The sequence below is a fragment of the Phyllobacterium lublinensis genome, from assembly GCF_020164435.1.
Taxonomy (GTDB): Bacteria; Pseudomonadota; Alphaproteobacteria; order Rhizobiales; family Rhizobiaceae; genus Phyllobacterium; species Phyllobacterium lublinensis.
In genome coordinates, this window is sequence record NZ_JAIUDQ010000015.1 from 103,202 (window position 1) to 116,563 (window position 13,362).

12 protein-coding genes are annotated in these 13,362 nt (G+C 59.4%); 4 read left to right on the forward strand and 8 right to left on the reverse strand.

The genetic code is table 11. The features are described 5' to 3' along the window. Window positions 1–23: 23 nt before the first annotated feature. From mgtE to K9U38_RS17570, 3 genes are all read right to left on the reverse strand, one after another. Entirely contained in the window at window positions 24–1,409 is a 1,386-nt protein-coding gene (mgtE, locus tag K9U38_RS17560; RefSeq protein ID WP_224495646.1) for a magnesium transporter, read from the reverse strand. Window positions 1,410–1,829: 420 nt separating this feature from the next. Continuing rightward, window positions 1,830–4,271: a GcvT family protein gene (locus tag K9U38_RS17565; RefSeq protein ID WP_224495647.1), complete on the reverse strand. Its 2,442-nt coding sequence runs from the start codon at window positions 4,269–4,271 to the stop codon at window positions 1,830–1,832. 43 nt (window positions 4,272–4,314) lie between these two features. Beyond that, entirely contained in the window at window positions 4,315–5,202 is an 888-nt protein-coding gene (locus K9U38_RS17570; protein ID WP_224495648.1) for a phosphotransferase, read from the reverse strand. Between the two features lie 329 nt (window positions 5,203–5,531). On the opposite strand from K9U38_RS17570, the gene K9U38_RS17575 reads away from it, so the two are divergent. Beyond that, window positions 5,532–6,308 (forward strand): DeoR/GlpR family DNA-binding transcription regulator, encoded by a 777-nt coding sequence (locus K9U38_RS17575; protein WP_224495649.1) that lies wholly within the window; start codon window positions 5,532–5,534, stop codon window positions 6,306–6,308. Between the two features lie 57 nt (window positions 6,309–6,365). Further along, on the forward strand, window positions 6,366–6,941 hold the full coding sequence (locus tag K9U38_RS17580) for a methylated-DNA--[protein]-cysteine S-methyltransferase (protein WP_304622563.1): 576 nt from the start codon (window positions 6,366–6,368) through the stop codon (window positions 6,939–6,941). Window positions 6,942–6,964: 23 nt separating this feature from the next. Here the strand turns inward: K9U38_RS17580 and K9U38_RS17585 are convergent, their stop codons facing one another. Continuing rightward, window positions 6,965–8,347 (reverse strand): aminotransferase-like domain-containing protein, encoded by a 1,383-nt coding sequence (locus tag K9U38_RS17585; protein ID WP_370631980.1) that lies wholly within the window; start codon window positions 8,345–8,347, stop codon window positions 6,965–6,967. 195 nt (window positions 8,348–8,542) lie between these two features. Between K9U38_RS17585 and K9U38_RS17590 the strand changes: the two genes are divergently transcribed. Next, entirely contained in the window at window positions 8,543–8,932 is a 390-nt protein-coding gene (locus K9U38_RS17590) for a DUF983 domain-containing protein (RefSeq protein ID WP_224495651.1), read from the forward strand. Between the two features lie 85 nt (window positions 8,933–9,017). On the opposite strand, the gene rpsP is transcribed toward K9U38_RS17590, so the two are convergent. The 3 genes from rpsP to ffh are packed head-to-tail and all read right to left on the reverse strand — an operon-like array spanning window position 9,018 to window position 11,349. Next, window positions 9,018–9,437: a 30S ribosomal protein S16 gene (gene rpsP, locus K9U38_RS17595; RefSeq protein ID WP_224495652.1), complete on the reverse strand. Its 420-nt coding sequence runs from the start codon at window positions 9,435–9,437 to the stop codon at window positions 9,018–9,020. A 23-nt stretch (window positions 9,438–9,460) separates the two neighbouring features. After that, window positions 9,461–9,766 carry a chorismate mutase gene (locus K9U38_RS17600; protein ID WP_224495653.1) on the reverse strand — a complete coding sequence of 102 codons (306 nt, stop codon included), beginning with the start codon at window positions 9,764–9,766 and terminating at the stop codon, window positions 9,461–9,463. A 2-nt stretch (window positions 9,767–9,768) separates the two neighbouring features. Further along, entirely contained in the window at window positions 9,769–11,349 is a 1,581-nt protein-coding gene (gene ffh, locus K9U38_RS17605) for a signal recognition particle protein (RefSeq protein ID WP_224495654.1), read from the reverse strand. 510 nt (window positions 11,350–11,859) lie between these two features. On the opposite strand from ffh, the gene K9U38_RS17610 reads away from it, so the two are divergent. Then, a complete protein-coding gene (locus K9U38_RS17610) occupies window positions 11,860–12,681 on the forward strand; it encodes a lytic murein transglycosylase (protein WP_224495655.1) in 822 nt (273 codons plus the stop codon). Between the two features lie 177 nt (window positions 12,682–12,858). On the opposite strand, the gene K9U38_RS17615 is transcribed toward K9U38_RS17610, so the two are convergent. Then, window positions 12,859–13,110 carry a hypothetical protein gene (locus K9U38_RS17615; RefSeq protein WP_224495656.1) on the reverse strand — a complete coding sequence of 84 codons (252 nt, stop codon included), beginning with the start codon at window positions 13,108–13,110 and terminating at the stop codon, window positions 12,859–12,861. Window positions 13,111–13,362: the final 252 nt, after the last annotated feature.

The following is a 13,362-nucleotide window of genomic DNA, read 5'->3' on the forward strand; positions in this document are numbered from 1 at the left end:
CTACTAGCCCGGTCGAAATGGCACTAGAGCAAGGTTCCAGACAGGATCACCAGCGCAATGCTGAAGTAGATAACCAATCCGGTGACATCGACCAAGGTGGCGACAAAAGGCGCGGACGCGCTCGCAGGATCGAAGCCTGTCTTCTGCAATATGAACGGCAGCATGGAACCCGCGAGCGACCCGAAGGTCACAATTCCTATAAGCGCCGTACCAACGGTAGCAGCGACAAGCGCCCAATGCTCGCCGTAGTCGTAGAGTCCCAGCATTTGCCATGCGGTGATGCGAATGACGCCGATCAGCCCGAGGAATGAGCCAAGCACCAGGCCCGTCGGTATTTCGCGCATGGCGACACGCCACCAGTCCTTCAAACGCAATTCCTGGAGCGCGAGCGCACGGATGAGCAGGGAGGTGGCCTGCGAACCGGAGTTGCCGCCTGAACTCATGATCAGCGGAATGAACAGTGTCAGCACGACAGCCTTTTCCAGTTCGCCTTCAAAGTGCTGCATGGCGCTGGCGGTCAGCATCTCGCTCAGGAACAGGATACCGAGCCAGCCGGCACGCTTGCGGAGCATGTGCAGGAATCCGATCTGCATGTAGGGCTTGTGCAAAGCTTCCATACCGCCGAACTTCAATGTATCTTCGGTCATTTCCTGGGTCATGGCGTCGATCACATCATCGACTGTCACAATGCCGATGATTTGGTTGCCGTCATTGACCACGGGAACAGCGAGCAGGTCATGCTTGCGGAAGAGCCTGGCAACATCTTCCTGATCGGTCGAAGGTGCGACTGTCACGGGGGCGACATCGCGGCCGACGCACATGATCGAGGCCTCGGGATCGGCGGTGATCAGCCTACGCAAGGTGACCGCCCGCAGCAAGATTTTTGTAGCAAGATCAATGACATAGATCGCATAAACGGTTTCGCGCGAACGCTCTACGTCGCGAATGTGCTGTAGCGTGCGGGCAACGCTCCAATCGGCCGGAACGCTGACGAATTCAGTCGTCATCAGGCTGCCTGCGGTGTGCGGCGGGTAGCGCAGGAGTTTGCTCAGCGCCAGTTTCGTTTCGTTGGCAAGACCGGGGATGATGCGGCCACGGGTCTCAGGATCGAGGTCTTGGAAGATGTCGGTGACGCGGTCCGCCGACATGGCGTCGAGCAGTTCCTGGGCGGCAGCGATGGGCAGTGCCTTTATGATAGCGGCAGCTGAATGCAGTTCCGGCTGATCGAGGATCAATACGGCGTGATCTCGCGACATGCCGGCAATAATGTCAATGGAATCAGCAAGTTCGAGCTCGCTGAGGAGCTCGACGGCATCGGCAGCCTGCATGGTTGCAAGCTGTTCGGGCAGGGTCAGTGCAGGGACCGGTCCGCCATGGACCGCATCCCTTACGAAGTGAAGGTCGTTCATTTTAGCTCGCCTTTCCGTCGATCCGCCGTCACAGGGGATCGAGGCGAGCTGATCTCTAAATCAGGCCACGATCGCCGTGCGACGGCGCAAACAATCGACTATGACTGTCGTCGTTGGGCATTAGAGGTTAACTCCGGTTGAAAATATGCGGGCGCGCCACGCGTTCCTGCATAGCGTCATTTGGTCCTGTCAGATGCCAAAGTCAACCCCGGCGGATATCGGGCGAAGGCAACTTGGCACATCAATATTTCACGTCATGGTTGAAAATTCTGGGCCAGAATCGAGAAATCTTGGGTGGATTTCCGTGATTCACGGACAGGATTCGACGAGATCGTGCAAAACTTGTCCGGCTCCGGGCTCAAACCATCCCAAACCCGTTTCCGGCAGGAGTCAGGCAGGGTGGTTTTGTCGCAAAGATTGTCAGCCTCGCACCCGGCCGTTGCCGGGGTCATGAAGCGGCTCCGGATGAAAGCGGGCAGCGAAGCGTTCATTGGCCACCACGAGTTCGTAGCTGCCGTCGGTCAGGAATGCGTCGCTGACGCCTTCGGCCTTACGGACATAACCGAGACCGATCGGTCGGTCGACCGTATAGCCAAATCCGCCGCTGGTCAGATATCCGACCGGCTCGCCATTGCGAAGTATGGTCTCGCGGCCGAGGAGAACGACGTCCCTGTCTGCTACGGTGAAGCAGGCGAGGCGCTTTTTCAGTGGGGCAGCGCAAAGGGCTTCAATTGCCTTGCGACCAATGAAGTCGATATCCTTGCCGAGCTTGACCGCCCAGCCAAGTCCGGCCTCAATCGGCGAGTCATTGGGCGTGATGTCGGACCCCCATGCCCGGTACCCTTTCTCGAGCCGTAGCGACTCGATGGCGCGGTAGCCAGTCGGTCGGATGCCGAATTCCTCGCCGGCCTGCATGAGCGCATCGAAGACATCTCCGGTTGCTCCTATTGGAACATGCAACTCCCAGCCGAGTTCTCCGACATAGGTGATGCGCAAGGCCCGGACCACGGTCCCGGCGATCTCGATTTCGCGAACATGTGCGAAGGGGAAGGCACCATTGCTGACATCGGCGCCAGTGACGCGAGCCAGAACGGAGCGGGCCTGCGGTCCCATCAACGAGAGCGTGCCGAAATCCTCGGTAACGTCTGCCAGCTCCGTGTCGAGCCCCTTGCCGAGATGATCCCTGATCCAGGCGAAGTCGTGCGTGCGAAAGCCGGTGCCGGTGACAATATAGAACCGGTCGTCGGCAAGGCGGGCGACTGTGAGGTCACATTCGACGCCGCCCCGCGTATTGAGCAGTTGCGTATAGGTGAGGCGGCCGGGAGCTTTCGATACGTCATTGGCACAAATATAGCCCAGAGCCCTGGCCGCATCCTTGCCTGTGAGTTCGAACTTGGCGAAGGAGGATTGATCGAAAATTCCCACATGCTCGCGCACTTGACGATGCTCGGCTCCCACGGCCTCGAACCAGTTCTGGCGTCCCATCGAGTAGACATCTTCGGCAGCCATGCCTTCCGGTGCAAACCAGTTCGGGCGCTCCCAGCCCAGTTTCGAACCGAACACGGCGCGATGTTTCGTCAAGCGCTCATAGAGCGGCGAGACAATGGCCGGACGTCCGGACGTATATTCCTCGTGCGGGAAACCGACCGTGTAATGCTTGCCGTAGGCCTCGAGCGTCCTGTCGCGGACCCAGTCGCGGCTTCGGTGCAGGTTGGAGAACCGCCTGATGTCGACGGTCCACAGGTCGAGTGGCGCTTCGCCATCGACGACCCATTGCGCCAGTACCCAGCCCGCGCCGCCGCCCGAGGCTATGCCGAATGCATTAAAACCGGCACCGACGAACATGTTGGAACATTCCGGCGCGACGCCGAGGATGAAGTTTCCGTCGGGCGTAAAGCTTTCCGGCCCGTTGATCATCTGCTTGACGCCGACGGTTTCGAGCGCCGGGATTCGCTCGATGGCCTGCAGCATATGCTGTTCGAAATGATCGAAATCGTCGTCAAACAGGCGAAACTGCCAGTCATTCGGGACATCGCCCGTCATCCAGCTTTGCGGATTGGGCTCGTAGCCGCCCATGACCAGACCGCCGACCTCTTCCTTGAAATAGGTGCGGCGATCCGGGTCGCGGATGGTCGGTGCGTCGGATGCAAGGCCGTCGATCTTTTCCGTGATGATGTATTGATGCTTCACAGGCTGCAACGGCACGTTGATGCCCGCCATCTCGCCGACCTGCCGTGCCCACTGGCCAGCACAATTGACCACCTTCTCACAGCTGATGTCGCCCTGGTCAGTCTTGACCTTTACGATGCGGTCGCCGTTCTTCTCGAATCCGATGACACGGATATTTTCAATCAGTGTCGCGCCATTCATCCGGGCGCCGCGCGCCAGCGACTGGGTAATGTCGGATGGGCTGGCCTGTCCGTCGGTCGGCAGCCAGCTTGCACCGACGAGGTCGCTTACCTGCATCAGCGGGAACATGGCCTTGACCTCCGCTGGGGACAGGAGATGCATCTCCATGCCGAAGCTCCCGGCAGTTGTCGCCAGTCGACGAAACTCGGTCCAGCGGTCCTGCGTGGTCGCGAGGCGAAGGCATCCGGTCATCTTCCAGCCCGTTGCGAGGCCGGTTTCCTCATCGAGACGCTTGTAGAGATCGACGGAATATTTGAGCACACGGGTAATCGAAGCGGATGAACGCAGTTGGCCGACAAGTCCGGCCGCGTGCCAGGTGGACCCAGAGGTCAACTGCCCCATCTCCAGGAGAACCACATCGGCCTTGTGGTCCCTGGCGAGATGATAGGCTGTCGAACAGCCGATGATCCCACCTCCAATGACGACGACCTGGGCATTCGAAGGAATGGTCATATTGCAATTCTTCCAGTTGATCGCGGCATCAGTGTCTCACAATTCATGCATAAGTGCTTCGGTAGCGGTCGAGCGCCTGATCCAGGCGCTGCAGGTTTTCATTGGTGTAGGCGACGTAGTCGACACCGGGCGCGTCCAGGTAGAGCTCGGAAACCATACTCCACATGGCTTCCCGCAGGAGCGAAGCGCATTGCATGGCGGCGTGGGCGCGCTTGAGCTCAATGTCAGGCGCGCCCTTGAAATAGGCTGCGAGCAATGCGTCGGATTCCGCGGCATCAAGCCCGGCATTGGAAGCAAGGCCGGCCAGATCGAACATGGCGGTGGAGAAGCCGGCATATTCGAAGTCGATCAGCCACAACCGGTCGCCGTCATCGAGTATGTTGGCAGGGAGAAGGTCGTTATGGCTGAAGATGATCGGCAGGGGCCGTTGAACAGCTTCCATTTCAGCAGCGATAGCAAGGTAGCTGTCCAGCTCTGAAGCCAGGCGGCTCCTGCCCTTCTGAAGGGTGCGGGCATAGTCGCGGATAACGTGGAAGACCCAGAACATGAAGCCCGGCCCGAGGATATGCTCGGGCATCGTCGTGTGGAATTGCCGGATGAGTTCAGCGATTCGGCGAATATTGGCGCGCACATCAGCGGCGTTAAACGTCTTCGCACCAAGAAAGGCCGTGACCATCACGCCGTCGCCGGCATGGAACAGTTCTGGAGCGAAACCGGCGCGATGCGCAGCCTGTGCGGTCATCGCCTCCCGATCGCGGAAGACATGGTGGAACGGATAATCCTTGCCGAAGCGCACCACATATTTGCGTTGCTCATCTTCGACCACATAGCTTTCATTGCTGATGCCGCCCTTGAGCAGGGTAACCTTGATCTCGCCGCGCCAGAGCGGCAATGCAGCGATATCCATCCGGGTGGATTCAGAAAGGGTCATGGGCAAACCCGTGCGCGGTTCGATAGACTCACCATGAGGCGGATAGCCTGCATCAAGAGGGTTGTGGGCTCTCCATCTGCAGGAAATGCGTCTATGGCAAAGACTTTCACTCTAGGATCCCCGCATAGGTATGTTGGTACCTGCAAGGAAACGCCCCCTCATGGTGAGCCTGTCGAACCACGCACTACCATCAATTCCGATGCTGAGGGTCCCTTATTGCCGGCCACCTGTCAACAGGATTTTGTGGTAATTTGTGGTTTTGATGTCTGATTTTTGAAAGTTCTGTGATATATCTAGTATATTAGCGCATTTATCATGGAGTTTCGGGCATGAGTTCCAAGCGGCGCGGCGAAATCCGCCGGCTCCTGCAGGAAGAGGGCACGATTTCGATCGCCGAGCTGGCGCAGAAGCTGGGAGTATCACTCGAAACAATCCGGCGTGACGTCAAGCCAATGACGGATGCAGGCGTCATCACGCGTGTGCACGGCGCCATCGGTGTACCGCAGCACCTGGGTGAGGCGCCGTTCGAGTTGCGTATGCGCGAGAATGCAGGCGCCAAGCGCACGATTGCCGAATTTGTCGCGCGGACGATCCAGAATGGAGAATCCATAATGCTGGATACGGGTACGACGACAAGCTTCCTGGCTCGCGAACTCCTGCATCATCGCAACCTTACCGTCGTGACCAATTCATCGGACATCGCCCGCACGCTGGCGACTGTCAACGGCAACAAGGTTTTCATGGCCGGTGGTGAATTGCGCAGCGACAGCGGCGCTGCCTTTGGTGTTTCAGCGAATGATTTTGTCAGTCGCTTCAGCGTTTCGCATGCCGTGATTTCCGTTGGCGCGATTGATGCCGCAGGCGGTATCACGGACTTTGACCTGGAGGAGGCGGAATTTGCGCGGACAGTGCTGTCGCGCGGTGCCCGGACCATCGCGATCACCGATGCGACGAAATTTGGGAAGCGCGGTCTGGTGAAGGTCTGCGATTTCGGAGGCATCGGTGAACTTGTGACTGACCAGGAACCCCCGGATGATATTCTCCAGGCGCTGCAGGCCGCCGGCACCAGAGTAACTGTCGCGTCCCGGCGGCCTGTACACTCCTGACAGAAACGGATTGGCCCCCAGGATCAAACTGGTAGGATCACCCGATTCAAACGGGAGATGACTTTGTCCAAACTGTTGCTGCACGGAATAATCCGGACACCTATCGGCCAGATGGTTGCCTTGGCCGGTGACGAAGGCCTGTCCTTGCTTGAGTTCGAAGACCGCCCCGCCCTGCCGTCCGAAATCGAGGAATTGGAAAGGCGCTATGGTTATACGATCGTTTCCGGTCGCAATGCCATTATCGATCAGTTGCAGGACGAGCTGAATCAATACTTCGCCGGAAGCCTGACGCAGTTCGAAACCCCGCTGGTTTTGCCGGGAATGGCGTTTCAGCGGGAGATCTGGTCAAGGTTGCAGCAAATTGCCTATGGCGCTACGTCTACCTACGGCGCGTTGGCAAGGGCCATCGGCAAACCCGCCGCCACCCGCGCAGTCGGTGCGGCCAACGGACAGAACCGGGTGGCGATCATGGTTCCGTGTCACCGGGTCATAGGTGCGGATGGCTCGCTGACCGGCTATGGTGGCGGTCAGCGTCGGAAACGTTTCCTGCTCGATCTTGAGCACCGGGTTTTCGCTGGAATGGCAAAACGTCCGGTGTTTCATCCGATTACCGCGCAGGGAAGCCTGTTCTAGAGTAGTTTTTCCAATCCGTGCGACTAGACAATCAGGCGTGTCGAGAACTGCTGTTCGTGCAGCAGGCGGTCGAGCAGGAGCAGTCCCTGTTCGAGCGTTTCCCGGTCCGGTGCTGCGCCCAGGGACACCCGGACAGCCGAGCCAGGTGGAGTGCCAATACTGAAGACTGATGACGGAACAATGCCGAGGCCCGAGCGCCGTGCCAGGCCGGAAAATTCGGCTGCCTGCCATTGCGGGGGCAGCGTGAGCCAGAGATGGTGTCCGCCGGGTTCGGCCGCATAGTTCCAGTTTCTCAGAATCGCGGAAGCCAGGGATTGGCGCGCCTGGCTTTCGGACCGGATCGCGACGGCGATCTCCTGCAGGGTGCCGGCTTCGACCCAGCGTGTGGCCAACGCCGCCAGCAGCGGCGAAGCGACTGGATTGCTGGCGCGCAGGCGGGAGGCAAGCTTCAGGACGTCAAGCGGCGTGGGGCAGGCGACGTAGGCGATCCGGAGTGCGGGTGTCACGCATTTGGACAGCGTGGCCATATGCCAGGTGATGGCCGGCGCCAGCGTCGCAATCGCCGGCAATGGTTCGTCGAGTAGCTCTGCATAGGGATCGTCCTCGATGATCATGACGCGGTAGTTCTCCGCGATGCGGGCGATCGCCTGCCGCCGGTCCAGCGGCATTGTTGCCGTGGTCGGATTGTCTATCGACGGAATGACATACAATGCCTTTGGCGCGTTGTGGCGGCAGCATTCGTCAAAAGCCTCGGGGATGATGCCATGGGTGTCCATGGCAAGAGGGTGAACGGACAATCCAAGCGCTGCCGCTGCTGAATTCAAGCCAGGATAGGTCGTTGCACCGGCGCAGATGCTTCCTCCTCCGGCGACCAGATTGCAAATGGCAAACAGGGCGCTTTGTGCCCCGCCTGCAAGAAGCAGCCGGTCCGACGCGGGCTGGCGGCCAAAGCGTGGGGCAAGCCATTGCGCTGCCGCGCTGCGATCGGCTTCCGTCCCGGTTGTTTCATGGTAGGAGAGGAAATGGCTGGATGCGCCTTCGAGCAATGCGCTTATAGAACCGGCTATGCGTCGATGCAGGTCTGCTGCGGCAGGTTGCGGCGGGATGTTCATGCTCAGGTCAAGCGCAACCGCCACCGGCGCCGTGGCCCTTGGCTGGACGTAGCCTGTTTTGACAAATGTGCCGGAGCCCGTTCTTGCCTCGATCAGGTCGAGACGACGCGCCTCGTTGAGGGCACGGGTTACGGTGGTCAGATCAACGCCCAGTTGCCGCGCAATCTCCCGCTGGGGAGGCAGGGCATCGCCAGAGCGGAGCACACCGGTGACAATGTCTTGCTGCAGCGCATCGGCAATGCCTTGATGCTTGTAGCGGGCGGTGGCTGCGATGCGCGGCTTCCAAATGGCCATCATGTTACCTATTGTATGGAAAACATCCATACAATTATAAGGATGAGAGTCAGAAATCAAGCCAAATTGTCGCTATTTTCGAGATCTCCTTTATTTGTATCCATACAAGGCGTATATACTTGCGGTAATGGATCTCGATTGTATGGAGCAATGACACCGCACCATCATCTCGATCCGCGGTGAAAGGCTGGAGCCATGTCAGACGTACATTATCATGCAACCGAAAATCCGATGAAAACAGGCATTCTCGGGCGTTGCCCGCAGTGCCAGCAGGGGCACCTTTTCGCAGGTTTCCTGAAACTGGCGCCATCATGTGAAGTATGCGGGCTCGATTACGACTTTGCCGATCCGGCCGACGGTCCGGCGTTTTTTGCCATGACTATCGTCGCGGTGCCCGCCATGATCTTCGCGCTCTGGCTGCAGACGACCTACGAAGTATCGATCTGGGTGCATGTCGTGACGACGCTGCCGTTGACACTGCTCGGCAGCCTCTTCCTGTTGCGGCCACTGAAGGGCTGGCTCGTGTGTTCGCAATATTTCCACAAGGCCGAGGAGGGCAAGCTCGTGCGCAAGGGCGATTTGTAACGCTTCGAGACATCTGGGCATTGCACAAACAAAAACGGGTGGCAGAGCCACCCGTTTCGCATTCAAACAAAGCGTGCGTGACCGCTTATTCGCTGGCAGCGGCTTCTTCGGCCGGAGCTTCGGCAGCAGCCTTGGCGGCTTCAGCTTCGGCGGCAGCCTTTGCCTTGGCATCTTCCTCAGCCTGCTTGGCGAGAGCGACGCGCTCCTGTGCCTTCTTGCCTGGAACGGCCTTTTCAGGATTGTTGCGGGTATCGCGCTTGGCGATGCCGGCCTGGTCCAGGAAGCGCAGGACGCGGTCCGTCGGCTGTGCGCCGTGACCAATCCAGTAGTTGATGCGTTCGGCATCGAGCTTGACGCGGTCGCCGTCCTTGGGAAGCATCGGGTTCCAGGCGCCTACGGTCTCGATGAAACGGCCGTCGCGCGGTGCGCGGACGTCAGCAATGACAACGTGGTAGTAAGGGCGCTTCTTCGAGCCTGCACGGGCAAGGCGGATTTTCAGTGACATTTGTATTCTCCTTGGTCGTTGGGTTAACCGCCGTTTTCCTTGGCGGCTGTTGTTTCGTGATGCCTGATCACTTCCTTGACGATGAAGTTCAGGAACTTCTCGGCAAAATCGGGGTCGAGGCCGGATGACTGAGCAAGGGAGCGCAGCCGTTCGACCTGGAGTTTTTCACGCGCCGGATCGGCCGGTGCGAGGCCGTTCTGGGCTTTCAGCACGCCGACTTCCTTGGTGCAGCGGAAGCGTTCGGCAAGCATGTGGATGAGCGCCGCATCAATATTGTCGATGGAGGCGCGCAATTCGATGAGTTCCTTCGGGAGGGATGACGACGACATGGTTACCCTTTCTTCTTCGGAAGTCCCGGGAGGCCGCCACCCAGACCAGGCAAGCGCGGCATGCCGCCACCCAGTCCGCCGAGGCCGCCGGGAAGACCGCCCAGCCCGCCGGGCAGACCACCGCCCTTGCCGAAACCGGCGGCTTCCGCCTGTTTCTGCAAGGCTTCAAGTTGCTTGGGATCCATCTTGGACAGGTCTGGCATGCCGCCCATTCCGCCAAGGCCGCCAAGACCCATCTTGGCGCCAAGGCCGCCCATCATCTGTTTCATGATGCCGCCCTTGCCCTTGCCGCCCATCGCCTTCATCATGTCGGCCATCTGGCGATGCATTTTCAGGAGCTTGTTGATGTCGGCGGCGTTGGTGCCGGAGCCCTTGGCAATACGCTGCTTGCGCGAGTGCTTGAGCATGTCTGGATTGCTGCGCTCGGCCGCTGTCATCGACGAGATGATGGCAAGCTGGCGCTTGAAGATGGAGTCATCGATGCCGGCCGCAGCCATCTGATCCTTCATCTTGCCCATGCCAGGCATCATGCCCATGATGCCGCCCATGCCGCCGAGCTTCTGCATCTGTCCGATCTGGTCGGCAAGATCGTTAAGATCGAACTTGCCGGACTGCATCTTCTTCGCCATCGCCGCGGCTTTTTCCGCGTCGATGTTCTCGGCGGCCTTCTCGACCAGCGAAACGATGTCGCCCATGCCCAGAATGCGGTCGGCGATGCGGCGGGGGTAGAACTCCTCGAGCGCATCCATCTTTTCGCCGGTGGCGATCAGCTTGATGGGCTTGCCGGTAACGGCGCGCATCGAAAGCGCGGCACCGCCACGGCCATCGCCGTCCATGCGGGTGAGGACGAGCCCGGTGATCCCTACGCGTTCATCGAAGGAACGCGCAAGATTGACGGCATCCTGACCGGTCAGCGCATCGGCGACGAGCAGGATTTCATGCGGGTTGGCCTTTTTCCTGATATCGGCCATTTCGACCATCAGCGGCTCGTCGATATGAGTGCGGCCGGCCGTATCGAGGATGACCACGTCGTGCCCGCCAAGCTTGGCAGCCTGGACGGCGCGCGCGGCGATCTCGACGGGGGATTGGCCGGCGACAACCGGCAGGGTATCGACACCGGTCTGCACGCCGAGCTGGCGCAACTGCTCCTGCGCCGCCGGGCGGCGCGTATCGAGCGAGGCCAACAAAACCTTCTTCTTCGACCGCTCGGTCAGGCGCTTGCCGATCTTGCCCGTGGTCGTGGTCTTGCCGGAGCCCTGCAGGCCGACCATCATGATGACGACCGGAGCAGGCGCGTTGAGGTCGATGGAAACGCCTTCCTCACCCAGCATCGAGACGAGCTCGTCGTGGACGATCTTGACGACCATCTGGCCGGGCTTGATGCTCTTCAGGACTTCGGCGCCGACGGCCTTGGTGCGGACCTTGTCGGTAAAGGAGCGGACGACGTCGAGCGCGACATCGGCCTCGAGCAATGCCCGGCGAACCTCGCGCAGGGCTGCCGCGACGTCGGCCTCCGACAGCGCGCCACGCCCAGTAAGGCCGTTCAAAATCGAACCTAGTCGTTCCTGTAAGCTCTCAAACATCCAGTTTTCCTTCTTCCTTTCGCGGACCGTTTCCGGAAAGGTAGGCATCAACCGCGCCAGAGCAATGGCTCAAAGCAAAATGGCACCCGAGGGCGCATCGCGCTGTCGGGTGTTGACCTCCGGGATCATCGAACCCAATCGGGTCCCGGTCGGCTGCTCGGAGTACAAAACTCGTCGCGGTGAATAGCGGGCTTAAACAGGAAGCGCCGCAGAAAGTCAAGGTGCTCAGGCAAACACCGGTTACATTGCGCCAGAACGCAATGCCCATGAAGGTCATCCTGCCATGCGCAAGTCCTCAAGATCAACGCATTGTACAACTGAAGATTGCAATCGCCTCAGAACACGCAGATGTTACCATGTAGACACGCTGGCCACAGGGCCTGCAAAATCGCCCAGATATAAACAAAATTGGGACATTTTGACCGTAGAATCAGGGATTGTCCCAGATGACACGGTTGTAGAAAAGTGGCAGATAGGACCACCAGTGACTCAATTTCTAAGGAGATTTCCATGGCATTTGTTGCCAAAGGCAGAATTCTTGCGGCTGCAGCGACCGCACTTCTCGTGACGGCGGGTGCGGCACAGGCCGCTGCCGGATGTGGCAACAACTCCGCAGGGTTCTCGGAATGGGTGCAGGCATATGGGCAGCAGGCGCAGGCGCGTGGCATTGGCCCCCGGGCCGTGAGTGCATTGGGCAACGTCAGATATGCAACCAAGACGATCAACGCCGACCGTAACCAGAAGAGCTTCAAATATTCGCTGGACAAGTTCATGCAGGTGCGTGGCGGCCAGACGATCATTTCGCGCGGCAGGGCGCAGAAGGCGAAGAACGCGGCGCTGTTCGCCAGCCTTGAGAAGCGCTATGGCGTTCCCGCCGGTCCGCTGATCGCCATCTGGGGCATGGAAACCGGATTCGGCAGCTTCATGGGCAACCAGAACACACTCTCGGCGGTCGCAACGCTCGCCTACGACTGTCGGCGGCCCGAATATTTCCGCAACCAGCTCGATGCTGCCCTGCAATTGATCGACAATGGAACGCTCTCGCCGGATGCAATCGGGGCCATGCACGGCGAAATCGGCCAGACCCAGTTTCTGCCGGTCAATGTATTGCGATATGGCGCGGACGGCGACGGCAATGGCCGCATCGACATGGTTCGCTCCAGGGCCGATGCGCTGGCATCGACGGCAAATTTCCTGCGCGGCCATGGCTGGCAGGCGGGCGCTGGCTACCAGCCCGGGCAGCCGAATTTCGCAGCCATCCAGGGCTGGAATGCAGCCAGCGTCTACCAGCAGGCAATCGCCATCATCGGTGCGCAGATCGACGGCGAGTAATACCCCCGTGATTTCAAGTATGAAAGGCCGGCGCGATGCCGGCCTTTCCTTTTGAAGCGTTTGCCATTTTGATGGTTGCGTGCCGGGGGGGCCGCAAAACCCCAGATAAAGAAGCCGGCGCACCTTGCGGCACGCCGGCATTTGATTTGCCTTGTCTATGACAGATCAGGCGGAGGCCTAAGAGCTCAGTTTCACGTCGACGCCACCCAACGGGTTCGCGGAAGCGATGAAGTTGCCGCGGTGATCGCTAGGAAGGGACAAGGAGTAGGTGAGAGCATCGGTGAAGGGCGTGTTCCCGTCGATTATGCCAAACCCGAGCTGGTCGTCGAGGTAGTCTAAGCGGAATGATCTGACATCGGCGACATCCGTGAAATGGATCGTATCACCAAAATCAAAGCCCCAGATGGTCGCGCCGTTGAAGCCGGCCATCGTGCTTTGGTCAGCGAATCGACCTTGGGGAGAGTCGTATCAACCTTGGGGGGAGTCGGGCCTGTGCCAACGATGCGATCGCGAATACGATCAATCAGACTGCGATCATCATCGTCATCGTCATGATGGTGATGGCGGATATCGTCAAGGTCATCGTCGTCGTCACGATGGTCGTGGTGGGGATGGGTCATTTCAATAGCTCCTCTCATTGAAAAATTGATTTTCGTTTATCCCAGTTTCGGACAGCCGGGT